The following is a 26,295-nucleotide window of genomic DNA, read 5'->3' on the forward strand; positions in this document are numbered from 1 at the left end:
CGTCATTAGGGCCTAATGGATTGCAAAAGACCCTCGGAAAAAAGCTGTCGTAGTATCGGTTTGAGATGGCGCTGTGCCTGGGAATGGCTGATTTTGCGCCAAAGAGCCAAAATGGCCACAATTTCTTTAAGGCTGCGGCTTTCCTCTAGGAGCATCCAGACATCCACGGCCAAACCCTCTAACAGAAGTTCGTGATTGCGATCTTGGGCATTGAAGATGGTCAGACTTCCGTCCTTATTGATGCGGGTGACGCTTTCAGCAGAGCGGCGAAATCCATTGCCAAGCATGTTTTCGAAACCTCGAACTGAACCTTTTTTGGCTGGGATTAGAATGGACTCAGGTTTCGCCTTTTTCTTTCTGGCAAAAGCAAAGAGTCGATCGTCAGAGCTGTGAAAGTAAAAGAGATTCTTTTTTGCATTGAAAACAATCGAACTCAAAACTCGATCGGCGACTATGTGCTCTGCGGAAAGATGGCGTGTTCGAGGATCATATTCGAAAATTTGCCCATTATTATTGCCGAAAAATATTTTGTTTTGAATCAGAACTGGTGAAGAGAAAATGCGTCCCGACGTCGTAAGATCTTGAGAAACCTTGCGAGTCTTTAGGTCCAAGCGATAGAGACTGCCGTCGTCAGAAACAGTGTAAAGTTGCCCCTTATAATAGAGTGGCTTTGAATAGTTAATGCCTTCGGTTCTGAAAAATTGCTGAAGCTTCCCATCTTTGGCGCGCATGCAGTACACACCGGCATCATGAGAAGCCACGGCGATGTATTTGTCTTCCTCAAAAAAGACTGGCGAAGATTTCATAGGCCCTAGAGTTTTAAATTTCCAAAGAATATGGCCTGTTTTAGCATCAACCATCAACAAGTGACCGTCGTTAGTTCCGACGGCTACAGAGTTATTCTTCGCTGAATAAACCGGGGAACCATGAATAAATTCATCGCTAGAGATTTGCCACTTCAGGTCGCCGGTCTTTAGATCTAAAGACATCAAGCCACCTTTGCGGTGCAATGTCGCATGCTCTATGCCGATGAAGAGCGACTTGTCTTTCACTGAAATCGCTGGTGAAGAGCCAATCCAGTCAGCATAGCGGCGTTCCCAAATAGCGCGTCCATTTTTTGCGTTTAGTGCGAAAACTTTGCCATTATAAGCGGCTCCATAGACGATGCCCTGATGATAGACCGGAGTGGACGCTATTCCTTTAGGATCGATAGTCTCTGTCGAGTAACGCCAGATCTGCTTTCCTGTTTTTGCATTCAGGCAAATTAGATCTCCAGTAGATGTTCCGTAAAAAATGGAACTTCCTGTGGAATCCAAAGCGGGATTCGACTGTGGAAAGATCTCATACCGCTTAACGGGTGAGGAGCTTGGCGTAAAAGAGAAGACGTCTTGGAACTGTCCTAATTTGGCAGGATCAGCCTTTCGATCTATGGTGATATCGAATTCTTTTAATAGGAAGAGAGAGTGTACTTTGAGACCATTTTTGGAAAGAACTGCATTCGCATCACGATTTCCAAAATTTAAAATCGCAAAGGCCTCTTTTATATCTACATCAGCGTCCTGCAATACCTTTTGAACTTTCAAAAAGCTGCCGCCACTATTCATGATGTCGTCGATCACAATAGTAGGGGACTGTGTGATTCCGCCCTCGATGACTCTTTGACGACCTGTTTTTTTCCGAGATTTGCGGATGACCAATCCGTTAGCGTCGATTTTTAATTCTTTGGCCTTTAGCAATAAGGCCCCTAGCAAAGTGACACAACCCAACTCAAGTGTCGCAATTTGAATTTTCTTATAATGTCCGTAGCGTTTCCAAAAGATGTCGGCAATGGAGCTTAAAAAAGCGGGGTCTTGTAGCAGAGGACGAAAATCAAAAAGAAAGCGAACGGATTTTCCGCGATGGTCGATCAAGGGCTCCTGCGAACCCCAGATTAAAGCGCGTTCTTGAATCTCTGACTTGAGAGCATTTAATTGCTTATCCATGCTTTTCTCGAGATTTCTCAAAGTAAGGAAGATAAACGTCAAGATACAAAGGGTCTTGATACCCTTTATAGAGATAATCTTTCTTGTGCTGGCGGAAATCGTGAACTCGAGCCGCCAATTTTTTTAGCAAAGCAGTCGGCCCCTTTGATGCGGCGAAATCGTTATTCCAAAGTTTCGAGATCGCATTTTCGGCTACGGCATTGATACTCATCCCTCTTTGGACATGTGGTAATGAAGATTCACGCTCCTTCTTTGAGTAATCATAGAAAGCGTGTGCCAGTGCTTTTTGCAGATCAGTCTTCTTAAAATAAAAGCCTTTGCTTTCGATCTTCGCTTGCACCAAATGAACCTTATCACTGTGCTTTGCAAATCCAGAATAGCCACCCCAATCAGAAAGAACACATGGCAATCCGCAAGAAATGGCTTCTGCCGGGGACATACCAAAATCTTCATCATGATAAAGGCTTAGACTGATAAAGAGATCAGCCGCATTGTAAGCCAGGCGCAGATCCTCAGAGTTCAGTGAACCGATCCAATGAACTTCGCCTTGCTCTTCGGGAATGTTCATACGCAAGTTTTCAATTTTCTGAAATTGATGCCCTTTTTGCGGATAAATTCCAAAGAATGGTGCGCCCATATCGTCAAAGTTTCCAGCAAGAAGGAATTTTATCTTCTTTTTCTTTTTTGCGAAGAAGGCAAAAGTTTCCTGAACTGCGAGTTCAACGTTCTTTTGCATAGAAAGGCGACCGGTATAAAGAACGACGAATTCATCGTCATTGATTTTAAATTTGGATCGCCCTTCAGAACGATAAGTCGGCGCGAAGTGATAGTAACTTGTGTCAACAGGGAATGGACAAAGCGAAATAGTGTCAGAGGGCACTTTGATTAACTGTTGTACTAGTTTGATCTGACGTTCAGAAGCGCATAGGTACTGCGCTTTGCATTTCTTTAAAAGATGTGAAAGCACCCACCACTCGGGCGCGTAAAAAGTAAAGTCGCCATAAATATGAAAGCAAAAGGCCGGCAATTTTTCTATAGGCGCCTGTTTGAAAAGCTCTGTAATCAATGCGATAGGATGAGGTAAATGGTCCAAAAAATGAAGATGAGTGATTTTTTTTCGAAGAATACTTGCAGCTAATTCGGCCACACCTTTTCCATCAAGATGTTTGTTGTAATCAAAAGAAATAAAATCTTTTCCTAAGTAGGACTCATAAGATTTCAGAAGATTTGAGCCGATAGTGCGACAGCTGACCCATTCCATCAAAGTCGAAGATAGAACGATGCCTATTTTTGTTTCCGTGTTCTTGCCGTCTTCCGAATTGCTCATATTGATAGACCCTTGAAAATTCCAGTACAAGGCAATGACCTTTCTGCTATTCTGAACCAGTCGCAAGGTGGTTTCAATGATGATTTCCTTTTTTATCAGTCTTGCTTTAGCCCAGCCTATAGCGAGAAATTGTTCCGCGCAGACAGTGAAATGGGATAAATGCGAGGCCGCAACAGGAAAACTGGCTGAGGGGAAGCGTATCATTCTAGAGGCGCAGCCAGCGAAAGACGATAAAGCTTGCTACGCATGGACGGGCAAGGCCACTGTCGAGTGCAAAAAGGGAAAAATCGAAATTCTTAAAAGACAATCTAGTTGCACTTGGGAATGTATTTGCTGTTACTAGCCCACTCAGAGAAGATAAAGAAGAATGAACTCCACTTTCCGCGATTCTGCCAATAATGTTTTGAAAGCGCTTCCCGTGATCAGAAAGCTGCCGTTTTTCATCGGATGGAGCTTGGTTCGGGTGTGTTCGTTTCTTACGAGCTCACGTCTACAAATTGACGTCAGAAATAGTTACGCCTTGGGATACTACGAACCGTTATATAGCGATATCGACGTCACGGTGATTGGTGACAGAGCGGATCTGATTTCATTTATTTCGCGAATTAACAAATTGCGGTCGAAGTTTCCCATCATTGGGGAGCTGAATGCCTTTGAAATTAAAGATGCTCAAGAGGCTGCCTTCTTTGCGAATCCCTATGAGCTTTTCCGAGATCCTCTTTTACAAAAGATGTCGCAAAAGTCTGGTCCTTCGCACAGCCCGACAGACGCAGATAAAATTGTTTTCATTATCAAAATGTTAGAGGCCGACTATAGAGCTCTAAAATTCAGACCAAACACTCGCAAGCAGAAGTGGAACCACCATTTTGAAATGCTTTTCGGTGAAGGCTTGAAAAATCAAGAACCTTCGTTGAACGTGATTCTAAACGTAGCGGGAAAACATTTGAAGTTCGTGGATGAGGAATTCAAGACGTCGCTTTTAAAGTATTTTTCTGAGCTTGAATCGGGCCGTGCTTTGCATTTAGTAGCGGAAGATTATCTTTCGCAAAACCCATGGTGGTGGTCTTGTTTTCCAAATAGATTTTGCTTTCTACCCGCGCCGGAAGGTTTAACGGTTGAACAAAAGAAAATTTTGATTCGGTCGTTGGATTGGGAAATTTTTGGAATTCTTGCGCAGAAGTTACAAATGAATTTATCGACGACACAAAAGCATCTTGTTGATCTTCGCAAAGTTGGACAAGCGGTCCTGCAGCAAAATGAGTTGCCTGTAGAAGACCGTGCGCTGCTAGAGGCAGCGACGGCCAGTTCACTTTTCTCCGTTATCGGTCCCTAGTGGCCTCTAAACGGTTTTCCAAGAAGCATATCTCTTCTTTCCTCCCAGATTTTCTTCACGATAGGAAATCTTTCTTTCCATTTTGGCGATTTCTTCAAAAGATCAAAAACTTGTTTCGCAAGTAGTTGTCCAGCTTCGTTATCTGAGTGAAAGTGGACACCGGCAATTTCGCGATGCATGCTAATTTCGCCAGCTGATTTAAAGAATTCATCTTTTAATTCAGGTTCAAATTCAGTCATGAGATGAGCGAAGATGTGTGACTCCGCACAGTGGCCGCATGGATAAGAAGCATGTCCCGGAGTTTCAATCGCTGTTTCCCAGTTTGGAATGATATCGACGGGGCGCCCACGGTTGTATTCTTTTTTCAACGTATAAAGGGCTACGTCGATGTCCGTGAAAACATCATTGAAGAAATCTGCAAGAGGATCTTTTTTGCCATGATAAAGACGAAGATCCGCGATATGAACAGGACCGATGAAGAAGGCTGTCGCAATTCTTTCATCGCGAATGGTACGAACCATTTCGGGCGTGCGCAATTTCTTAAGGTCCATGATCGTTTCGATGTCTTTATAGAACTCAGCAGTCCCAAATTTTGGAAATGGCGGAAGCTTAACTTTCTTTTGCCAATCATCAGGCAAGAACATGCGAATCTTGTCTTTTCTATCGGTGAAGAAAGTATCTTCTTTAAGATTGAAGGACTCTGAGAATGTCACGTTTCTAAGTGATTTCTTTACGTCATCGTTTAAGACTGCTTGGGCATAAAGACTTGAGCAAATAACAGACAGGGCGACGAGGCCCGAAAATTTCTTAAGCATGTTTTCTCCCGTATTATATCCGAGAGATAATTAGCGCATTAGTTCGCAGATCCTGCAAGCCCCATTTTTTTTAGAGAAGCGAAGTCATAGCTTTCAGTGCGGAATACATAAGAGGAAAGTTCATTCGATAAATATGGAGAGAACGTGTAAATCTTAAGAACCGGTTCACCTTGCGGAGTCACTTCCCAAATCTGCGAGTAATCGGTGTTCGTGATAAGCAAATTTCCGTTTTTCTCGATCTCTACCCCCGACTGAGTGGCGGATGTGAATGGCTGATAAGTATCGGGCGCATCTTGTTTAAATAAAATGCGCTCCTCGCCGCTTTTAAGATTGAAAGATTTTACTTCAGAAGGTGCGGTATGATTCCAGGCATCGCTGGAGTTGTTGTTAAAAACTGTGATGACATCCCCATACATTCTTGCATCGTGTTGATGATTTAGACTGCCCTCGGGGCTTTTCCACAAGAGTCTTTTCGAGTTTCTATCAACCAGCAAGACAGTGTTCAGATTTCTTAATGACACGAGAACAGCTGGTTGATGATTGATAGGGTTTGTTTTTAAGAAACGCACTGAGTTTGCATGACACAGAGGGTGTACATTGAATGCAGCAACGTAGTTGTGCTCAAGTCCTGTAGGTCGTACTTTTTTAAAGTCGAAATAATCCTCAAGATCCAATTTCCAAACAATGGCGGAGCTTTCTTTTGAAATTTGAATCACTTCGTCGCAGACGGGCTGTCCGTTACCTTTCGAGGGCAAGGATTTGAAAATCTTTTGTGCTGAGGCAGAGAAAGCTTTGTATCTGATGGCATAGACGTCTTCAGATTCAGTCACGTCGAAATCATGGTGAAGACCTGGATCTTTAAATTCCCATAGAAGCTGCGATTGCGGATTATAGATTTGAATCAATCCCGCAACTCGGCGACGGTTTGTCTGCGGATCACGAAAGAGACCTACAAAATTGCCAGCAGATGTGAGTTTACCAGTCAAAACAGCGTTAGGAAATTTCCAGCTGTGAAGAACTGTGCCGTCTTTTTTAATTAGTAGGGCTTCAGGTGAATGATGAAGTAAGAGAACGGCTTCATCATTAGAAGTTTTTTCTTTATTCAGCGACAGAATATGAAAAGAGTCTTGAGTCCTCTCTATTTGAGGGGAGTGAGCACAAGAAGTCAAAAACGCAATCCACAGCAGGCTCGGTAAAATAGCTCTTTTCATTGCAGGCCTTATTTTTCGTCGTCTTCTTCGAAGGGCATTTCCAGAATTTTGGAATTATCAGCATTGATAAAGCGATGGCTGCATTGCTGGCAAAAGCCCCATTCAGGATCTTTCAAATGAAAATGAGTTTTATTGATCGTCTTCATTTTTTCGCGAAACGATTCAAACTCGCGGCTGTTCCAGATATCTTGCCATTTCTCTTTACTCGTATCACCTAAAGCGTATTTCGCAACACAACATCCTTTGATAGAGCCAGTCACTTCAAGACGCATGTAAGAATAGCCAATCGTACAAGGAGTTTTCTGATAGAAATCGGCTGCGACTTCGCCATTCATGACTCCGATTTTTAAATCGTCTTGTTCTTTCTTACTCATTGCTTGCCTCCAGCTTGATCTTGAAGTTCGACAATGGCTTCCATTGTCTCGCGATCCATCACCCCAATCTTCAGCGCATCAGCCTTTTCCAGAGCTTGCTTCATCTTATTTGCGTAGTCAGCCCAATGATTTTCGTCGGGCAAAAGCGTGCGATGCTGATCCGCGTGAACTTCCAAAGGTTTCATATAAATTCTAGAGGCACCTACAAGCTTGGAGAATTCCACATAGTCAACGGCCTCAATATAATTGATCTTGTTTAGAACGCACATCATGGTCACAAAAACACCGCGACCCCCGCGAGATTCGCGTTCTTCCTTCAGACGATTGAGAGTTTTTACGACATTATCGTAATTTTTTACGGTCTGACGGGGCCGAGTCTTCAAGTACATGCCTTGGCTTGCGCCCGAGACATTGGCGATAAAATGAAGATCGTGCATGCGGTTAGAGCCTAGATCTGAAAGTTTTTGGATGGATTCTTCTGTGAAGTAATCCATATTGGAAAGGACCTCACAGGCAATACCGCGCTCGCGAGCGATCTGGATAAATTCTACGAAATTAGGATGTGTCATCGGATCACCTGCGCCACCGAATTGAATAGACTTTACAGACTCAGGCAAAGTTTCCAGAATCTCGCGACCTTTGGCAGGGTCAAGCATGGCTCTCATCATGTCGCGAATTTCTTTAGCTGTTTTCTCGTCCGCCTTTTTTTGATTTTCTATGGCGGCATCACAATAAAGACCACAGAAAATGCAACTGTGAGTGCATTTGTTTGAGATATCAAAGTGCACTGTGTGTGGGCCCGAAAAGTTATTGAAAGTTTGTACATTCCAGATCTCGTGATTTGGATGACAGTAATCAAAAGGAATCCAAGTTTGCGTAACCCCACGCATGCGCAGGTATTGGAAAAGATCTTGATAGGCAAGAACAGCTTCTTTAGTTCTCTTTGGTGGAGGAACTAAAAGAATCTCGTTGTAAGCAGCTTCTCGGAAGAAAGTAATCAAAGGTCCCAAGTGATGGATCTGATCGATGGGACATTCAAGACAAGGAATGATTACGAGTTGTGGAAAATAGCGACGAATCATTTCGACGACGTCGAAAATCTCTACAAGTTCTGGGCATCTTTGATCAACACCTGAATAGGTATATGCTGGAATATCTACCGAGACTCTTAAGTGCAGTCGATTAAGACCACGGTCTACCAATTCTTCAACAACACCGAAATCTTCATACAAAGATTTACCTAGTGATGACAGAGAAATATAGAGACTGGATTTTCGAGTGATATCACTAAGAGTATCAATGACGTCTAAAATTTCATCATCGACAACAAATGGGGATTGCGCAGTCAGATCCAAAATAGCCAACTCGTTAGGCATCAGGAACGAAGCTACTTTCTCCGCATCGAAGGCTTTGTAGTCTTGAATAATTAACATTCACCCATCATAAGTCGTTGATGAGAAATAACAAAATAGTTTTCCATACAGTATTAAGTCGAGCCACGCATAAGGTCGGGATAAGCCAGACTAATGATTCGGCCGAGCAAGATCTCGATTTAAAAGCCATGCAAATACGAATTGTGTGACAGGAGAGGGATGTCGGTCGGCGGGGATGCTCTTATTTCCTGCCGTAATCTTATCCATATCAAGATTTGTATAATCCAGAACTTTCAGACCTCGTTCTTCTGCGGTTTTTCTGAGTTCAGGACCGAAGGCATCGGCGGCCCCAGGGTAAAGAACGAAATAGAATTCCGTGTCGGAGCCGAAGTCATTTTTCGCAGTGCTTTCGATAGATTTCAAAACATCAGCAAAGAATTCAAAATGCTCTTTCGAGAAACGAGGAGGCCAAGGAATTTCATAGAAATTTAGAAAGGCACTGCTGTTCCAGATCTTGTATAAGGCATTCGTTCTTTTGCGGTCCGTATCAAAGAAGCCTTTCAAAACAATTTGGTCATTTTCTTTAGCATAATAGGGCTTCGTTAAAATCCATTGGAATTTTTCCATCAAAGCTGTGCTGCGAGCGAAAAGACGTTCAAGGTGATGATCCATAAAAGTGTATAAGACAATGGTCTTCTTTTTAGGAATATCTGACAGGCGGTCCTTACGCGCGTCCTGCAACTCGTAAAGGACGTCATTCACGCCGCCCCCCGAAATTCCAAAGTTATAGACTTGTGCTTCGGGCCGCATTTTTCCAAGAAGATATGGGGCTGATTGATCATCATGGACCCCTTCGCCCAAAGTGTATGAATCGCCAAACATCAAAACATTGTAATCGGACTTCGAACTTCGTGGAGTGATACGACGGCCATGAGAATCAAATGTAAAGTGAGCCGAATAAACAAGACGATGGTCATCGAATGTCATCATTCTGCTTTCAAATTGGATCCCTTTGACGGGATTGTGTCTGCCCATGCAACAAGGCAAAGGGCCTTTTTCCCTGGGATCTAAATTTTTAGGAATTGATTTGGCTTCTTCTCTTGAAATCAACGGCTTCCATTTATAGATTTCGTTGTTTTTAAGCTGGTCGTAGATACTTTGAGATAAAGCTTCGTCGCGATCGCGGTGCACTGCATAGATATCCGGTGGCACCGGCCTCTTGATCCAATGTGTGGTTTCATTAATGCGAAAAAAAATCTCTAACGAGGCCAACAAGACCAGGGCAAATCCGAAACCTAATAAAAGCGCTAAAAGATTTTTCTTCATCTAAAACAGAGTGTAAACGAACGGTAAAACAGCAGTCTGTGAGAAAATGATCAGCAGACTTAAAAGAATCATCATAACGACAATCGGCAGCATCCAATACTTTTTTCGTGTACGCATGAATTGCCAAAGTTCTTGAAGTAGCATCAATACATCCTTTTAAAGTCGATCTTTTGAATAGGATCTGATTTCAGCAAATAGCTTTGTCGCTGAGTCTCGATCTTCAAATTTAAAAGATCCTGGCCTCGCAACGATGATAGTATTTTTAGAGGAACAATGAGAGCCAAATAGATAATGGCAAGACCAAGCAGTGCCAATGTCTGGGCGATGTAGTAGGCAACTATCATGGCTTTGCCGTGAATTTTTTGAATCCACAAAGGCCACCCCTGCATTTCGAAATGAGGATGAGGGTATAAAAGCTTAATCCAATTCATAACGAACCCTCCACCTGCGATCATCACGGCTGAATTTCTGGTTTTCCTTTTTAAGATAGAATGAACCTAAAAATAAAGAATCCATTTCAGTCTGAATAAAGCAGCGAAGTGCATCTTTCGGGGAGCACACGATCGGCTCGCCACGAACGTTGAAAGAAGTGTTTACAAGAACAGGACATCCAGTGGCTGCTTCAAAACTTTTTAAAAGATCATGAAGCAGTGGATTTTCATTTTGACTGACAGCTTGAATCCTTGCGGAGCCATCGACATGGGTCACAGCAGGGAGGCTTTTAGCGTGGGTCTCTTTGACGTGAGTTACCAGAAGCATGTAGGGATTATCAAAGTTATCTTGGTAAACATTCGAAACCTTTTCCGCAAGAACGATTGGCGCGAAGGGACGGAAGGATTCGCGATATTTAATTTTCAAATTCATACGTGACTGCATTTGCGGATCTCGGGGGTCTCCAAGAATAGATCGAGCTCCCAAAGATCGAGGACCATATTCCATTGAGCCTTGAAACCAGCCCACAACTTTTTGATCCATCAAGTCCTTTGTCGCCAGCTGCAAAAGATTATCATGAGAAAGCTCTTCGAAATGGGCGCCGACTTCGATTAAGAAATTCCGAATTTCATCGTTGGAAAAAATTGGCCCCAAAAAGGCGGCCTTCATGGAATCAGGTTTTTGAACCTCGCGAGTTTTTTCATGCTGAAGATAGTAACTTGCTAAAGCGGCTCCCAAGGCACTTCCTGCATCTCCTGCCGCTGGTTGAATCCAGATATTCTTAAAGATATTTTCTCGGGCAATAATGCCATTGGCGACACAGTTTAAGGCAACACCACCAGATAAACATAAATTTTCTTGACCACTGTCACGACGAATCGTCCGAGCAAGGCGAACCATGATCTCTTCAGTAACTTGTTGGATCGAAGCTGCAAGGTCTTTATAAATTTGAGTCATCGCAGACTCGGGTTGGCGAACTTCAACACCGAAAAGATCTGCAAACTTTTGGTTGGTCATCTTTAAAGAAGATGCGAATGAAAAATAATCCATATTTAAGCGAAAGCTTCCGTCTTCTTTGATATCAAGTAAATTATCCTTAATTTTCTGTGCGAAAATAGGCTTTCCATAAGGTGCCAGGCCCATCAATTTATATTCGCCGGAATTTACCTTGAAGCCACAGAAATAAGTGAAGGCAGAATAAAGCATTCCCAAAGAGTGAGGGAAATGCATTTCCCAAAGGCTTTCAATTTTATTCCCGTGGCCAACCCACGCGGTCGTGCAGGCCCATTCGCCAACGCCGTCCAGACAAAGAATGGCCGCGGACTCAAAGGGACTTGGATAAAAAGCGGAAGCAGCATGGGACAGGTGATGTTGACTGAAAGTGATGGCCGGTAGCACTACGCCAGGAAATTGCTTCTGAAATTTCTTTTTTAAAGTGCCACGAGTGTCTAATTTTTCGCGCATCCAAATTGGCATTGCACTTAAAAACGTCAGAAGGCTACGAGGTGCCGTGGCGATAATACTTTGAAGAAGTCGCTCAAAGCTCAAAAAGGGTTTTTCGTAATAAACGATTTCGTCGAGATCTGACAATTGCAAGCCGGCCTTCTCAAGACAGAATTGAATGCTTTGAGAGGGAAATCCGGAATCGAACTTCTTCCGAGTGAAACGCTCCTCTTGAGCGGCCGCGATGATCTCTCCGTCGATGATTAAAGCGGCGGCGCTGTCATGATAAAATGCAGAAAGGCCTAATATTTTCATTTTAAGTATGAATCCAGTAGAGCAAGATGAGCTCCGTAAATAGGGCCAGGTGGATTCCACTTTTGCCAATTCCAGGTTTGCATGGAAGTTTTCGATGAGGTTGTTTGCGCTAACGCCATTTGAATACTTGATGTGAAAAGACGATCTTGATCGACAGCAAGACCTCTGACGTATTCAAGATTCAAATGTCCCAACAATTGATTATTTTTGTAATCGATTTGTAGTAATAAGTTTCTATCCGGAATTGTAACATAGGCAACCTTATTTTTTGTGTCCATCTCGACACTCAGGGCCTCACCGATATAGTCAATAGCTTTTGTTTCGCGCAAGTCGATCACGGTGCCGTCATTTTTTACGATACTAATTAATGAAGGATTTCCGATCGGTCTTGCATTTCCTATGACGACCGACGATCCATCATTATGATCAAAAGCAAAATGAGCGAAGCCGGCCTCCCCCAACGAGGTGGACTTCAGAAGTTTCCCAGATTCTAAATCAATATGATTAAAGCGTCCGTCTTCATGAAGGTCGGGCGAGTTTTTCCAGTGAGGCGCGTTTTCAGCATAACTTTGATGGAAAACGCCCGAATTTACCACGAGCACTGTCTTTCCGTTGTCAGGAGATCTGAGTTGATGAGCAAAAATTCCGTGGGACGGAATCTTATTAATCAGTTTGAGTGTTTGATAATCACGAACTCCTAAAAAACTGGTGCCAACTTTATCGTCGATTTCAGAGCAAATAATATATTTTCCATCTGCGGAAAAAATGGAATGACCAAAGAATCGCGTTCCCGGCTCTGATTTTATCAATTGCAAAACTTTTTCGTTTTTCAGATCGACAAGAGCAGCAGCTTCACCCCATTTTTCGCTTGTAAAGATCAGGCGTTTATCAAAAGGGTGCTGAGAGATTTGATGACCGTTGACGGGTACGGGAATCGCTTGAATTTTTCCGGTAGAGACGTGGCAGGCGATAATTTTATCATTAGCGCCAGAGGGGGCCACTTGATAGATAGTCGTTTTTGTCGGCGTACCAGCTGCCGTCGCAAGAATTTTATCGTGATGTTCATGATTACTAGATAAACGGTACTTTGCCGCAAGATATAGCAAGCCCGCACCTACTAGGGATGAGATAAGAAAGTTTCGGCGATTTACGTTCACTGAAGATTCCATGATTGTCCCAGTTATCTTTTTTCCTAGTAGAAATCGATAAAGCTTTTATTCGGGTTTCCTTCAAATCTAATATCAAATGCTACAGAAATACGTGGTTCACGTTCGTTGTATTTTCCCTTGCCGTGAATGACAGGTGCGGGGAAAAAGACCAAATCACCGATTTGTGGCTTGAGATCGAAAATTTTCCTCGTCGTATCGCCGTCTTTGTCGTAGAAACACAAAGAGCCTGAAGACTTGTAGTCTCCGCTGACATAGTAAACACCGACGATATTTAATGGATTTTCATTGTGCTGATGGGGCACCTCATCTTCAAGAGGGCCGCGAATCACGTTGGCCCAGCACTGAATCACACGAGGAAATTCATCAGTATAAAACTTCTGTGCGATTTGCAGATATTCAAAGTATCCGGTCAAGAAAATGCCATGTAATAGTTCGCATTCACGCAAAGGCCATTGCAAAACATTGTAAGTTTCCCACAAAGCACTAAGACCTTCCTTCACTCCATTTGGCGTATCGCGATAGATGTGAGCATCACCGCAAAGTTTCTTTTCTTGCAGCAAAATATAATCCCGCAAGTGAGCATTGAATTCAGGACTTGTGCCCGTAGCAATTTTCAAAAGTGGCAATGTATTCGGAGGAGAATAATTTTTAAGATAAGACACGACGTTCCTCCGTTGCTGCAAGATAAAATCCTCTCCCAACAATGACTACGAAGAGTGCAAAGTAGTGAGGGTAGAAGTATTCGTTAAATTTCAATAGATATAATAGACAACCGATAGCAGCTCCGAAAAGAATCTGACTGCGTGGCAAAGTGGGGCACGTTTTAGGGTCTGTAATCATTAAGAACATGAAGATCAATCCTGTGGCGCCTAATTCCGACCCTAGAAGATAGATCGGGCTTTCATGAGTAATTCGGCTCAAACAAAGAGCCACCGCAGTAATGGTGATGAGGTAACTTAAAGCTACACGCCAAGTTTTCCCAAGATAGATGGCGAATAATCCGAAGATGGTCACATGCAACATCGGGTAAAGACTGATATTGAATTCATCGCCACGCAATTCGAAATATCTTTTTGGCAAAAGCGCTACCATGGTTACGATGGCAAAATCCGTTGGATTGAATAAGTGCTGAGTTTCGTTTCTGCGAAATATATATTTGGACGAAACGGCCAGAAAAGACATCGGGATGTAGAACCATGCGTAAGGCGATCGGACTAGGATTAATAAACCTGCCGCTTCAGTACAGGCAGAAAAGATGCAATCAAAGAGAGTGCGGGTTTTATTTTTTGCGGTGTACTTAAAAAAGAAGATTTCTACAATGATGGCACAAGCGTAGGCCGAGAAAATTTGAAACGGCGATCTCTGTAATTTATAAAAAGCAATGGCGATAATAAGTAGAAAGAAATGACTTCCACCCAGAAACCATCTTCCATCGAGCGCCTTGAGTTTTGTTTTTATACCCGTCAGTTTCAAATCTATTCTCGCAATTGAATATATTTATTTAAATCAGAAATAGGATAATTCTTTTTCTGTCCTTGAGGCCACTGCACATCCACCGAAGTTACTATGTCGTCGCCCAGACCAAAATGAAGGCGCCAGTCGCTTTGCGCGCGATATCCATTCGCTGGATAGTATTCGCGATACATGTTTACACCGGCCTTTGTGTGAACAGTGACTTTAGCGCCGATAGGAATTCGACTTCCGTTTTTATTGATGAGTTCGAGTCCAAGCCAATGACCTGGCGTTGTGGATCGATTCATATAAAGAAGGGCCGGGCCGTAGTTAGCGACGGTTACAAAATCGATACGCCCATCATTGTTGAAGTCGGCGATGGCCATGCCACGGCCTTCAAAATTGTCGGTAATCCCGGATGGAACTGCAATGTCAGTGTAGTGATCGCCTTCTTTGTGAAACAAGCAATGTTGTTCAAAAGCGGAAATATAGAAGGGCTTCATCGGCATTTGGTTTTCAAAATAGTATTGTCTAAAGACGTTAGGAATGCGGCCCGCCGTCGCTCGTCGATACCAAAGGGATTCACCCTCTTCCGGAGTCTTTTGATGAAACGCGCGGTCGCGTCCATTGGTCACTAGCAAATCCAGTTGCCCATCGTTATCGACGTCGACAAATTTTGCGGCCCACGAAAAACCACACTGAGAGATCTCTTTTTCCTTCGAGACCACTTTGAAAGTGCCATCACGTTGTTGCTCCCAAAGAAGATTTCCGGGAGTTTTTATTGGCGGCTTGTAGATATTCGTGACGTAAATATCCAAAAGTCCGTCATTGTTGTAATCAAAGACTTCTCCATTCATACCCGAATTACCGTGCCATTGAATGGGAATCAACTCGTCGGTTTTATCGACAAAGTTTTTGCCATGATCGTTCATGAATAATTCATCATGGGCGTAATCGTTCGCAAAAAATAGGTCTGGATAACCATCACGATTTAAATCACCCACGCCGACTGAATGTGTGTAAGAGCGGGTTTTGAAATCAATATCTTTGCGCCACAAGAAGGAACCATCAGGTTTTTGCTGAATGATGTCGTTCTTGCCACCTGTTTGATTATCGTAAGAAGCGGGCCCAAACCACAAGGCTTCGGATTGTCCTTCGCCGTCTTTGGCAATGAAGTTTCCGAAGGCGATGTCCAATCGACCATCTTGATCGAAATCGAGAAGGTTTACGGCTTCAGGGCGAGATTGATATCCATTGAGTTTCGAAGAATCCTCGCGGAAAGAAAGTTTTCCGTTTTTATCATGATAGCCATAGAAAATATGGTGGTGGGGCCATCCAGTCAAAATGATATCAGGAATGCCATCGTTGTTGAGGTCACCCCAAATAATCATGCCGACAAGTTCAGGATATTTTCTGTTAAATACAAAAGTACCAGGCTTTTGTTCAATGAAACGAGTTCCGTGATCGTTGAGATAAACTTTAGGCTCCATGCCACCAGAGAAAATAATGTCAGGATATCCGTCTTCATTAAGATCCATCACCGACACTGCGGGGCTAGGCATGCCGTTGTCGTACATGGATCGACTGGCAGGACGTTCTTCATTGGCGTGATTGAATTTAATTCCGAATTGTTCAGTCACATTTTCGAACGCAACACCGGGAATTTTCTGTGAGGTACTGTGAGAGCTTTCATGAACAGAATAGCCGGATTCCTTAAGAACATTTCGTCCCAAGATCAAACCAATAATGGTCAGTCCACAAGCAGTAGAAATCCAGATGCGCTTCATTCCACAAGTCTATGCATCTCTTTGTCGGAAATCAATGCGGCTAGTTCATTGTGGCCTGAATTGGAACTCGGTCATTGTCTAGGTGATGGTAAGAAAGCGGGCCGATCTGGGGATCGGCCTCACATCTGTTTATTGAACGGTAATCCATACCTTACTGATTCCGTTTTGGCGAACCAATCGATTGAAGTAGTAAGCGTTGTCTGGGTGCATGCGAATGCAACCATGGCTGGCTGTGTGACCCAGTTTAGGCCAGTTTCCTCGGGGAGTACCATGTAGTGCATAACCTCCAGAGATGAAAACGGCATAAGGCATATTACCTAGACCGTTGTAGTCTCCATCAGGATATTTTGTGGAAGTGTACGCATCATAGATTCGACCGTCGGGATGTCTGTCAAAATTAGGAGTGTCATAACCAGGTTTGCCAGTTGAAACTAACCAGGAACTTGCAAGGCTGCCGTTCAAATAGAGATACGCGTGTTGAGATGATTTCACAACTTGGATCCACACAGGACATGCAGAGCGTGAACAACCTCCGAAAGAGCCAATGATGTCATCCATGATGCTGTTGATATGAGCAGATTTACCGGTCTCTTGTTCATAAATTTTATCGTAATATCTTAACTTTTCCTCGATGTTCGGATCTTGCGGGTTCAAATCGTCGATCATGTTTGGGATGTTTGGATCTTGTTCTTGTGCGGAGGGAGCTTGTGCTCCAGCGTATTGAACGGTGAAGAACAAAAATCCTAGAACGAGAGATGTAAGCTGTTGCTTCGTATTCATGTGACACCTCATTGGGTTAAAAGTTTTCTTGTCATTAGTTTACTCCTCGGGGACAGAGGGGGTTGTGTTCCTGGCCCAGAAAAGATCGATGACATGAAAAAACAAGTAGGATGTGCGAGGGACCACAAGACTTCTCATGGCAGATAGGAAAGACATTGTTGAAGGTTATTGAGTTCTGGCAGTTGACGAGATCAAGACGGACCTGTTAGTTGTGGTCATGGCCAAAGCTCTAAGCACTTCTGAACTCAGACAACAAAAGATGAATCGCGAAGATTTCAAGAAGATCGAGAGGAACAAAATTATTTTGTTCCTCGATCGCCTTTTGAATAATCACAATCTTGGCGCGATTCTTCGGGTGGCTGATGCGGGCTTAGTTGAAAAAGTGTTGATTTGCGATCCTGTTGCAAGAACAGATGGTAAGAAAGCAATCTCTTCAGCTATGGGAGTTGCCGATTGGGTTCCCCATGAAAAAGTGTCAGAGGGTTTGCATATTCTCAAAGATCTACAGAATGAGGGATACAAGCTGTGGGCCTTAGAGCTTTGCGATGATTCGGTTTTATACTATGAGGCCGCGTTGCCTGACAAAGTCGTGCTGATTGTGGGCAGCGAGATGAAGGGCGTCTCAGAAGAAATTTTGCGGATTTCAGATCAAAGAGTTCACATTCCGATGGCAGGGATGGCGAATTCCTTGAATGTGGCGACTGCGACATCGATCGCACTTTTCGATATTTTACGTCGAAAACACCAGGCGAAGCCGCAGTCCACATAGAGTTATTTTTTATCAGTGGCTTCGTTGACTTTGTCTTTGGTGTAGTCCGCTCCTTCTTTAACGCGATTGCCTGCTTTTTTGCCGGCACATTTCAAATCGCCCTCTGTGCAAGTTGCTTCTTGCACCCTGTGCAGACCTTTTTTGGCGCTGCGTTTTACGTCATGAGCGGTTTCGGTCGCTTTACTTGAAACCGTATCTTCCGCTTGTGCTATCGTCATAACTCCAAGAATAGCCATAATTACTAAAAGGTTTCTCATAAGTGTGCTTCCTTTCTTAGCTGTCTGAATTCTAAGGTCGAAAATTCCATTCGATAATCTGAAAAATGTTGATAGTTGGCAGAGTCGCGTCGTCTTTGTTGCCGACTTGCAGGACTCTGTAAATTCATATCCCCAAACAAGGAACTTCCGTTTAAAAAAATGAGAGGGACAAAAGGAGATTTCGTGAAGATCATAAAATTTCTATTGGGCGCAGCTCTTGGGGTTGTCCTTATACTCGTCGCCATTGGTTTTTTTCTGCCATCGCGTTGGCATGTGGAAAGATCCGTGGTTATTAAAGCGGGCCCTGAAAGAATTTATCCCCTGATCGCCAACATGAAAGAGGGTTGGCCTCAATGGAGTGCGTTTGATAAGGAAGATCCCAACATTAAGTACTCGTACAGTGGGCCGGCCGTAGGCGATGGCTCATCAAGATCTTGGGTCTCTAGCAAGATGGGTAACGGCATTCAGAAAATTACCAAAGCAGATCCTAAGAGTGGAATTGATTTCGAGATCTCTATGGATAATGGTGGCTTCGTTATGTTCGGAAGCATTACTATGGAAAAAGACCCTGCTGGCACCAAGGTGACATGGCGAGATGGTGGAGACATGGGGGCTAATCCTGTCTATAAAATCATGGGTTATCTGATGGACCCGATGATGGGAAAAACGTTGCAGCAAAGTTTAGATCGCTTGAAAGATCAAATAGAAGTGAGCAATCCCTAATAGATCCATTTCATTCCGAGACAAACATTCAAAGTAAGTTGTTTTTTTCGCATCATTTTTAGACGACCCTGCTCGTTTTTTGCATCTATCTTGTGAGTTCCCAAGGGAAAGACGATAATTAAGACAGAGCCAGAGGAGCTCTCTACGGAAGGTTTATATGGCTAACTCAGATAAAAATACATTTTTTATTGTGAGCGGTGAACCGGGACGCATTGCCCTGATCACCGAAGCACTTGGCAAAAATTTTCCAAATACCACAGTTTTTCATGCCTGTGATTGGTTCGATGTGAAGTACAAAGTGGAAAACGTCAGACCTCGTATGATCTTTATCGACGAATATCTTCCTCGTGGCTCTGGCATGGAAATTCTTGCCAAAATTCTGAAGGAAAAAGCCAATAATGGAAGCTACATTGTGATTATGTCCTATGCGGCAGATCCAAGTATGTTTCCACATGAAACCAAAACAGGACGCATTCAGTTTTTGACGGAGCCGGATAACGAGGACGCTATTGTTCAATGTGTGTCGAAAGTGATCTCTCCAAAAAAAGAGGCCGTGAAGCCGGATTATCGTCTGATTCACTTAAATCCCGGCGATGTACTCTTCAAAGAAGGCGAAGACACCAAAGTCGTTTACATTGTGAAAAACGGTATGCTTCGCGCTTACACGGACGCCAATCAAAGTGGTCGAGTGACTTTGGGTGAAATCAGCTCTGGTGAATTTGTCGGCGAAATGGGGCACTTCAATCACGAGCCTCGTTCTGCTACTGTAGAAGCTGTCACAGATGTTGAGCTGATCGAAATTCCAATGAGTTCTTTAGATAATGTGATCTTTTCGAAGCCCTCGTGGGCTAAGGCCCTGGTGAAAACTCTTGCCCAACGCCTGGCTAAGGCTAATAAGGCTCTTGCTGGCTAACAGCCAACGTCAACGCATATTCAGTTGATCCACTCAATCAGTCTGTCATATCTTTATGAAGTCGCCATTTGATCTTCCAAGGAGACTTCATGAGATTGATCCCCTGCGCACTTCTATTGTTAGCAACATCAGCTGCATTTGCTAAGACTGAATCTAAAGATTTCGACGCAAAATACGTAAAATCTTTCGTTATTGAGAACATGCAGGGCGATATCAGCATCACGGGAGTTACAACACCTAGAGCCTTAGTCGTTGCTGACGAAGTCAAATTTCCGGAAGATTGCATCTTAGACGTTAAACAAGAAGGTACAGAGATCACTGCAAAGGTTGATCAGAAAAGCTTCATGCGCAAAGGCGACTGCAAAGTGAACTTCACAATTAGTGTTCCACCGAACACTAATTTAGAAATCAAATTGGGCTCAGGCAATTTAACGATCTTGAATGGCCAGGGAAAAATTCAATACAAAGTAGGAAATGGCGATGTGAACGTTGATGGTGATATTGCCGACATCGACGGTAAAATTGGTTCAGGAAAAACAACAGTGAGCGGTCTAAAAGGCAAAGCAAGCTTCTTTGCAGGATCAGGGACTCATAAAATCACTTATGCTAAGGTTCCAAGCAAAGGTGAGTTGGAAATAAAAACGGGTGCTGGAGCGACGGATGTTCTTTTGCCAGCGGATTCAAAGTTTGCTTTGGATGCGAAGATTGGAGCCGGCTCTGTTCATAATGAAATTGGCGAAACAAAATCTGCCAAATTCAAAATTACCTATAAAGCCGGAACAGGCGATCTAAACATCAACAAAAATTAAAAATCCTAAGAGGGCTCTGAGAAATCAGGGCTCTTTTTCGTTTTGATCACGGAAATGGAACCATTATTTTCCAAGATGGCGTACTCCACTTCATGAACGGAAATACATCCTTGCCTACGAAGCGAATCTTGCAGCTCATCCATGGTGATCTGCTCTTTTTTAAGAACATCCATAAAAATCTTGCCGTTGTGAATTAGAACCTCAGGGCGACCAATCAAAATGGTTGAAGCTCTTTTGCTGCGAAAAGTGAAATATCCAAACGCATAATCTAGGGCTAATAACGTCGCCGCAGAAATCAGACCGCCAATTAAAGAGTTATCTCCCGCATTCATCGAATTTTGAACAGCATTACTCAAAATCAACAGCAGCACCAAATCAAAGGGAGCCAATTGACCTATCTGACGTTTTCCTGTGATTCGCAAAGCAAAAAGAAGAAAGCCGAAAACTACAAGAGCGCGAATAACAAACTCCCACCATGGGACTGATAACTGAAACATAGAACCTCTTCTGTGCGATAGCACGACATTCCTATTCCATTACTAAGCAGGACAAAGTGTCCACGTGTTATTTGACGAGTCATCGTGAAAGAGTAAACTAACTCAATCGCAGGAGGTTTCAGATGAATAAACGTCATTTAGGTCATTCCGGTATTGAAGTTGCCCCGTTAGCTTTCGGGGGTAATGTTTTTGGTTGGACTGTGGATGAAGCGACCTCCTTCAAATTGCTCGATGCTTTTGTTGATGCGGGTTTTAATTTGATCGACACCGCTGATGTTTATTCGGCTTGGGTTCCCGGAAATAAAGGTGGCGAATCAGAGACTATTATCGGTAAGTGGCTCAAGCAACGGGGTCATCGCGAGAAAGTTGTCATTGCTACAAAAGTGGGAATGGAAATGGGACCTGGTAAAAAGGGATTAGCCCCGTACTATATTGAAAAGGCAGTGGAAGATTCTTTGAAGCGTTTGCAGACAGACTACATTGATCTTTATCAGTCTCATCGTGACGATCCCACTATTCCTCAGGAAGAAACGCTAGAAGCCTATGACAAACTTCGCAATCAGGGAAAAATTCGGGCCATCGGCGCGTCGAATTTTACCAAGGATCGTTTGGCTGAGGCTTTGGCGATTAGTGCGCGTTGGAATTATCCTTCGTACATCACTTTGCAACCTAATTATAATTTATACGATCGCCAAGATTTTGAAAAAGAGCTGGAGCCGTTCTGTCTGGAAAAAGGCCTGGGTGTGATCAGTTATTATTCTTTAGCCAGCGGTTTTTTAACTGGAAAATATCGTTCAGCCACGGATGCAAATAAAAGCGCTCGCGGAGGAAAAGCCGCTGGATACCTCAACGATAGAGGTTTGCGCATCTTGAAAGCCTTGGATGAAGTCGCAGCTCAACATAAGGTGAATCCGGCGACTATTGCTTTAGCATGGTTGATCAATAGAAAAAGCATCACAGCACCTATCGCAAGCGCCACATCTATCGAGCAATTGAAAGACTTGACGAAATCCGCTCAGATCCAACTTTCTGCCCAAGATATTGAACTTTTGAATAAGGCAAGTGCTTATTAATTTGCGCGGTCCGAAAACTGAAGCTTTCAAGGCGCTAGCACGGCTCAAATTCGCAAAAACTTAAGAATCTTCGTTGCATGTCAGGGGAATTGCAACGAAAGTGATGCCTATGAACGTCGATCCTCAACATCTTCTGAAAACCCTGCAAGAGTCTTTCAAGCTCGAGGCATTCCGAATCGGTCAGAAAGAAATTATTTCTGACTCATTATCTGGGAAAGATGTTCTGGCGGTTCTGCCAACAGGGGGAGGAAAATCCCTTTGTTATCAATTGCCGGCAGTTGCTGAAAATAAATTGGTTATTGTGATTTCTCCTTTGATCGCCTTGATGAAAGATCAAGTCGCGTCCTTGCAGAAAAAAGGTATTGCAGCGGGATGTTTGCACTCAGGTCAATCGGATGCTGACAAACTTCAAGTCTTTCGTGAAATAGAAAAAGGCGGAACGTTTATTTTGTACCTTTCTCCGGAGCGCGCGCAAAAAGAAGGTTTTCAACGTTGGATTCAGAAAAGACCGATCGCTTTATTTGCGATCGATGAGGCTCACTGCGTTTCTCAGTGGGGTCATGATTTCCGCGAAGAGTATAGTCAGTTGTCTATTCTTAAATCTGTGCGCCCTGACGTTCCTATCTTGGCGTTGACGGCATCTGCGACGCCGACAGTTCTCACGGATATTGAAAAACATTTGAAGTTGAAATCCCCGGAACGTCATGTTCACGGATTCTATCGTTCGAACTTGTATTATCAAGTTGAGTTCTGCGCCGATGAAGAGGCCAAAGCTTTGATGGTGTTAGAGGCGATCAAACGCACTCCACAGGGGCGTATCATCGTTTATTGTGGAACTCGCAAAGTGACTGAATCCGTTGCGGCTTTCTTGCAAACGCGTTTTGCACAAGTGGGTTACTATCACGCGGGTATGACTAATGAGGAACGTAACTCTGTACAAGATTCTTATGAAAAAGGTCAATTGCGTATTCTCGTGGCGACAAATGCTTTTGGTATGGGAATTGACCAACCGAATGTGCGCTTAGTTATACATTATCAGATGCCAGCAAACATCGATGCTCTTTATCAAGAGATGGGCCGCGCGGGGCGCGACGGAGATCCCTCGACTTGTTTAATGTTGTATTCACGCAAAGATAAAGGCCTGCAAGGTTATTTCATCACAAGCTCGGAAGCTCCTCAGGAGATTAAGAACAATCGTTGGCGCAATCTGGAAGCGCTGGTGAATTACTCTGAAGGCGGCGAGTGTCGTCATGCAGAGATTCTGACATATTATAAAGATGCCCAACGTATTGAACGCTGTGGTCACTGTGATACATGCGATCCGCTATCTATTCGCCGCGTACCTCAACCAGAGATGGCGAAGCTTCCTGCGGCTGATGTCAAAGCTGTGAAAGTAAAAAGAAGTTCTAAGTCCAAAGTGGACGTCAATGCGATTGTTCTGGACGATAGCCAGGAAGCACGATTCCAGCTTTTGAAAAAATGGCGCAAAGAAAAAGCGAAAGAAATTGACGCTCCGGCCTTCGTGGTCTTTAGCGATCAAACGTTAAGACATTTGGCGATTCACAATCCACAAAGCCTCGACGCTTTAAAACACATTCATGGCATCGGCGAATCCAAGCTTGAAAAATATGGCTGGGATCTTTTGGCCGAGTTAGGTCATCGTAACTAATCAGTTCTTTTAAATAAAAACATCTGCGGGTACTCTTAGGTGAAGGAGTCCGCATCTATGAATATTGCCATTGCTGGCGCAAGCGGGTTTGTTGGAAAAGCTCTCATTCAGGAGCTTTCAAGCGAACATAAAATCTTTGCTCTAAGCCGCTCTTCAAGGAAGTCCCAGGAAAACGTCGAATGGCGCGATTGTGACTTATTTAGTCTTCTGGACGCCGAAAAAGGTCTGAAGGGAGCTGATGTTGCGATTTACCTCGTGCACTCTATGAGGCCATCGGCGCATTTGTCCCAAGGCACTTTTGAAGACTTCGATTTGATCGTTGCGGATAACTTTGTCAAAGCCGCCGAACGAAATGGCGTGAAGCAGATTATTTTTCTGGGTGGTTTGATCCCCGAGAATCAAGGTGAGCCTTCTCAACATTTACAAAGCCGTCAAGAAGTGGAAGAGGTCTTTCTGCGCAGTAAAGTTCCTGCCACAATACTTCGCGCCGCCGTGATTATTGGTGCGGAGGGTTCTTCATTTCATATCATGACTCGGCTGGTAGAGCGCTTACCTGTAATGCTTTGTCCTTCATGGACTTCGACGGTTAATCAGCCCGTGGCTTTGAGTGATGTTGTTCAAAGTATTCGTTACGTTATTGGGAAGTCCGATTTTTATAATAAAAGTTTTGATCTGGGCGGCCCCGATATTCTTAGTTATCGCGACATGATGTTAAAAGTCGCAAGTCTAAAGGGACTTAAGCGCAAATGCCTCCCGGTTCCTTTCCTGACCCCCACAATATCCACATTATGGGTTTGTGGTATTACGAGAGCGCCGGAAGGGCTCGTCAGACCACTGATTGACAGTCTGCGATTTTCACTGGTGGATCGCAAAAATCAGACCCTGGAAATTCCTGGCCATACTCCAATGGGAATTGACGAAGCGCTGAAACTTGCGATTCGAAATTATAATGGTAAAGAAAAGCCTCATGCTTTTAAGAAGCCAGCGGTAAAACACTATGAAGCACGTTCCGTGCAGCGACTGCCGATGCCCAAGGGGTGGACTGCTGAAGATATCGCAAAAGCTTATATGGATTTTCTGCCAAAGATGCGCCCTCGCGTTGTTCGTGTCGATGTCGACGGACATTGGATCTATTTCTCGAATCGCTTTCCGCATTTTCATCTGCTGGTTTTAGAATATTCTCCGGAAAGGAGTTGGCGTAATCGGCAGCTTTTTTATGTACGAGGCGGACTTTTATCTCAACGAATTGGTCGTGGCCGTCTGGAGTTTCGCGAAGTCCTTGATGGGCAGGCCTGCTTATCGGCGATTCACGATTTTAAACCGAGACTTCCTTGGTATTTCTATAAATACTCGCAGGCGCTCTATCATCTTTGGGTTATGACTGAGTTCGGAAGATACCTGAAGAAGCGCGCCAATTCTTGATAAAAAGACCTCTCTCAAGTAATGTAGCCCCGGGAGACAATCATGAAACCTATCATTCTTACAGGCGATCGTCCGACGGGTCCTCTTCATTTGGGTCATTACGTGGGCTCTTTACAAAATCGTGTGAAGTTGCAGCCGAATTATCAGCAATATCTCATCATCGCAGACTCCCAGGCTTTGACGGACAATTATGACAATCCAGGATTGGTTCGTGACAACGTGATGCAAGTGGCATTGGATTATCTGGCCGTGGGCCTCGATCCAAAGGAAAGCACGTTCTTTATTCAGTCACAAATTCCAGAGTTGTATGAACTAACATGTTACTTTTTGAACCTGGTTTCAGTGGCCCGCTTAGAGCGCAATCCGACAATCAAAGATGAAGTTCGTCAGAAGAATATGAAGGACGCTATCCCTGCCGGTTTCTTCTGTTATCCTGTCAGTCAAGCTGCTGACATTTTAGCATTTAAAGCGGATCTTGTTCCTGCGGGTGAAGACCAAAACCCAATGATTGAACAAACAAACGAAATCGCAAAACGTTTCAACTTCCTCTACAAACAAGATGTCTTCAAAGAAGTAAAATCCATGGTTGGCAGTGTGGGACGCTTGCCTGGCATTGATGGCAAAGCTAAAATGAGTAAATCATTGGGCAACGCCATTTTCATTGGCGATTCTGCAGACGAAATCACTCGCAAAGTTCGTTTGATGTACACAGATCCAAATCATTTGAAAGTCAGCGATCCAGGCACTGTCGAAGGCAACGTGGTTTTCGATTTCTTGACAATCTTTGATCCAAATAAAGCCGAAGTAGAAGAGCTTAAAGCTCACTATCGTCGTGGTGGCTTGGGTGATGGTGTTTTGAAAAAACGTCTGACAGATGTTTTGGAAAATATGATTGCTCCTATGCGCCAACGTCGTGAGCAATATCAAAACGATCCTGAATATGTGCGCGAAATCTTGCGTGTTGGCACAGCCAACGCACGACAGGTGGCGGCCCAGACTCTTTCTGAGGTAAAATCTGCAATGGGGATTAACTACTAATAGAGA

General features: G+C 43.7%; 27 protein-coding genes. 10 read left to right on the top strand and 17 right to left on the bottom strand.

The genetic code is table 11. The annotated features are described in order from the left end of the window. Window positions 1-5 precede the first annotated feature (5 nt). Entirely contained in the window at window positions 6-1,982 is a 1,977-nt protein-coding gene (locus VF412_RS14805; RefSeq protein ID WP_331340031.1) for a PQQ-binding-like beta-propeller repeat protein, read from the bottom strand. Then, window positions 1,975-3,309 (bottom strand): glycosyltransferase family 4 protein, encoded by a 1,335-nt coding sequence (locus VF412_RS14810; RefSeq protein ID WP_331340032.1) that lies wholly within the window; start codon window positions 3,307-3,309, stop codon window positions 1,975-1,977. The genes VF412_RS14805 and VF412_RS14810 overlap by 8 nt, the downstream gene beginning before the upstream one ends. A gap of 76 nt (window positions 3,310-3,385) precedes the next feature. On the opposite strand from VF412_RS14810, the gene VF412_RS14815 reads away from it, so the two are divergent. Both VF412_RS14815 and VF412_RS14820 read left to right on the top strand, forming a co-directional pair. Then, window positions 3,386-3,652, top strand: a complete 267-nt coding sequence (locus VF412_RS14815; protein WP_331340033.1) for a hypothetical protein — start codon at window positions 3,386-3,388, stop codon at window positions 3,650-3,652. A gap of 24 nt (window positions 3,653-3,676) precedes the next feature. Next, entirely contained in the window at window positions 3,677-4,642 is a 966-nt protein-coding gene (locus tag VF412_RS14820) for a hypothetical protein (protein WP_331340034.1), read from the top strand. Here the strand turns inward: VF412_RS14820 and VF412_RS14825 are convergent. From VF412_RS14825 to VF412_RS14885, 13 genes are all read right to left on the bottom strand, one after another. Continuing rightward, window positions 4,639-5,457 (bottom strand): hypothetical protein, encoded by an 819-nt coding sequence (locus tag VF412_RS14825; protein WP_331340035.1) that lies wholly within the window; start codon window positions 5,455-5,457, stop codon window positions 4,639-4,641. The genes VF412_RS14820 and VF412_RS14825 overlap by 4 nt on opposite strands. A gap of 38 nt (window positions 5,458-5,495) precedes the next feature. After that, window positions 5,496-6,668: an arylsulfotransferase family protein gene (locus VF412_RS14830; RefSeq protein WP_331340036.1), complete on the bottom strand. Its 1,173-nt coding sequence runs from the start codon at window positions 6,666-6,668 to the stop codon at window positions 5,496-5,498. Window positions 6,669-6,676: 8 nt separating this feature from the next. After that, on the bottom strand, window positions 6,677-7,042 hold the full coding sequence (locus VF412_RS14835; RefSeq protein ID WP_331340037.1) for an SPASM domain-containing protein: 366 nt from the start codon (window positions 7,040-7,042) through the stop codon (window positions 6,677-6,679). After that, the gene (locus VF412_RS14840; protein ID WP_331340038.1) at window positions 7,039-8,475 is read right to left on the bottom strand and encodes a radical SAM protein; all 1,437 of its coding nucleotides are present in this window, start codon (window positions 8,473-8,475) and stop codon (window positions 7,039-7,041) included. The genes VF412_RS14835 and VF412_RS14840 overlap by 4 nt, the downstream gene beginning before the upstream one ends. 90 nt (window positions 8,476-8,565) lie before the next feature. Continuing rightward, window positions 8,566-9,741, bottom strand: a complete 1,176-nt coding sequence (locus VF412_RS14845; protein WP_331340039.1) for a hypothetical protein — start codon at window positions 9,739-9,741, stop codon at window positions 8,566-8,568. Further along, entirely contained in the window at window positions 9,742-9,885 is a 144-nt protein-coding gene (locus tag VF412_RS14850; protein ID WP_331340040.1) for a DUF5989 family protein, read from the bottom strand. Continuing rightward, window positions 9,885-10,172, bottom strand: a complete 288-nt coding sequence (locus VF412_RS14855) for a hypothetical protein (protein WP_331340041.1) — start codon at window positions 10,170-10,172, stop codon at window positions 9,885-9,887. The genes VF412_RS14850 and VF412_RS14855 overlap by 1 nt, the downstream gene beginning before the upstream one ends. Further along, a complete protein-coding gene (locus VF412_RS14860; RefSeq protein WP_331340042.1) occupies window positions 10,159-11,931 on the bottom strand; it encodes a carbamoyltransferase in 1,773 nt (590 codons plus the stop codon). The genes VF412_RS14855 and VF412_RS14860 overlap by 14 nt, the downstream gene beginning before the upstream one ends. After that, complete coding sequence (locus VF412_RS14865) at window positions 11,928-13,100, bottom strand: DUF1513 domain-containing protein (RefSeq protein ID WP_331340043.1); 1,173 nt, start codon at window positions 13,098-13,100, stop codon at window positions 11,928-11,930. Before VF412_RS14865 ends, VF412_RS14860 begins: the two co-directional genes overlap by 4 nt. A gap of 23 nt (window positions 13,101-13,123) precedes the next feature. Beyond that, the gene (locus VF412_RS14870) at window positions 13,124-13,762 is read right to left on the bottom strand and encodes a putative 2OG-Fe(II) oxygenase (protein ID WP_331340044.1); all 639 of its coding nucleotides are present in this window, start codon (window positions 13,760-13,762) and stop codon (window positions 13,124-13,126) included. Then, complete coding sequence (locus VF412_RS14875; protein ID WP_331340045.1) at window positions 13,749-14,573, bottom strand: RnfABCDGE type electron transport complex subunit D; 825 nt, start codon at window positions 14,571-14,573, stop codon at window positions 13,749-13,751. Before VF412_RS14875 ends, VF412_RS14870 begins: the two co-directional genes overlap by 14 nt. Window positions 14,574-14,575: 2 nt before the next feature. Then, complete coding sequence (locus VF412_RS14880; RefSeq protein WP_331340046.1) at window positions 14,576-16,339, bottom strand: CRTAC1 family protein; 1,764 nt, start codon at window positions 16,337-16,339, stop codon at window positions 14,576-14,578. Window positions 16,340-16,468: 129 nt separating this feature from the next. Continuing rightward, window positions 16,469-17,119 carry a L,D-transpeptidase gene (locus VF412_RS14885; protein ID WP_331340047.1) on the bottom strand — a complete coding sequence of 217 codons (651 nt, stop codon included), beginning with the start codon at window positions 17,117-17,119 and terminating at the stop codon, window positions 16,469-16,471. 217 nt (window positions 17,120-17,336) lie between these two features. Between VF412_RS14885 and VF412_RS14890 the strand changes: the two genes are divergently transcribed. Further along, a complete protein-coding gene (locus tag VF412_RS14890; RefSeq protein ID WP_331340048.1) occupies window positions 17,337-17,888 on the top strand; it encodes a TrmH family RNA methyltransferase in 552 nt (183 codons plus the stop codon). A gap of 2 nt (window positions 17,889-17,890) precedes the next feature. On the opposite strand, the gene VF412_RS14895 is transcribed toward VF412_RS14890, so the two are convergent. Then, a complete protein-coding gene (locus VF412_RS14895) occupies window positions 17,891-18,145 on the bottom strand; it encodes a hypothetical protein (RefSeq protein ID WP_331340049.1) in 255 nt (84 codons plus the stop codon). A gap of 183 nt (window positions 18,146-18,328) precedes the next feature. Between VF412_RS14895 and VF412_RS14900 the strand changes: the two genes are divergently transcribed. From VF412_RS14900 to VF412_RS14910, 3 genes are all read left to right on the top strand, one after another. Then, window positions 18,329-18,868, top strand: a complete 540-nt coding sequence (locus VF412_RS14900) for an SRPBCC family protein (RefSeq protein WP_331340050.1) — start codon at window positions 18,329-18,331, stop codon at window positions 18,866-18,868. Window positions 18,869-19,025: 157 nt separating this feature from the next. Further along, window positions 19,026-19,781: a cyclic nucleotide-binding domain-containing protein gene (locus VF412_RS14905; RefSeq protein WP_331340051.1), complete on the top strand. Its 756-nt coding sequence runs from the start codon at window positions 19,026-19,028 to the stop codon at window positions 19,779-19,781. A gap of 89 nt (window positions 19,782-19,870) precedes the next feature. Further along, window positions 19,871-20,590: a hypothetical protein gene (locus VF412_RS14910; RefSeq protein ID WP_331340052.1), complete on the top strand. Its 720-nt coding sequence runs from the start codon at window positions 19,871-19,873 to the stop codon at window positions 20,588-20,590. Between the two features lie 5 nt (window positions 20,591-20,595). Here VF412_RS14910 and VF412_RS14915 read toward each other — a convergent pair whose 3' ends face one another. Continuing rightward, entirely contained in the window at window positions 20,596-21,087 is a 492-nt protein-coding gene (locus tag VF412_RS14915) for a DUF421 domain-containing protein (RefSeq protein WP_331340053.1), read from the bottom strand. 122 nt (window positions 21,088-21,209) lie between these two features. On the opposite strand from VF412_RS14915, the gene VF412_RS14920 reads away from it, so the two are divergent. The 4 genes from VF412_RS14920 (at window position 21,210) to trpS (ending at window position 26,289) form a co-directional block, all read left to right on the top strand. Continuing rightward, window positions 21,210-22,160, top strand: coding sequence for an aldo/keto reductase (locus tag VF412_RS14920; protein ID WP_331340054.1), 951 nt, complete (start codon window positions 21,210-21,212; stop codon window positions 22,158-22,160). Between the two features lie 109 nt (window positions 22,161-22,269). Further along, window positions 22,270-23,829 (top strand): ATP-dependent DNA helicase RecQ, encoded by a 1,560-nt coding sequence (locus tag VF412_RS14925; protein WP_331340055.1) that lies wholly within the window; start codon window positions 22,270-22,272, stop codon window positions 23,827-23,829. 57 nt (window positions 23,830-23,886) lie between these two features. Then, on the top strand, window positions 23,887-25,251 hold the full coding sequence (locus tag VF412_RS14930) for an NAD(P)H-binding protein (RefSeq protein WP_331340056.1): 1,365 nt from the start codon (window positions 23,887-23,889) through the stop codon (window positions 25,249-25,251). Between the two features lie 42 nt (window positions 25,252-25,293). Next, window positions 25,294-26,289, top strand: a complete 996-nt coding sequence (gene trpS, locus VF412_RS14935) for a tryptophan--tRNA ligase (RefSeq protein WP_331340057.1) — start codon at window positions 25,294-25,296, stop codon at window positions 26,287-26,289. The last annotated feature ends 6 nt before the right edge of the window (window positions 26,290-26,295 follow it).

Origin of the sequence: Bdellovibrio sp., from assembly GCF_036384735.1 — a bacterium.
Taxonomy (GTDB): domain Bacteria; phylum Bdellovibrionota; class Bdellovibrionia; order Bdellovibrionales; family Bdellovibrionaceae; genus Bdellovibrio.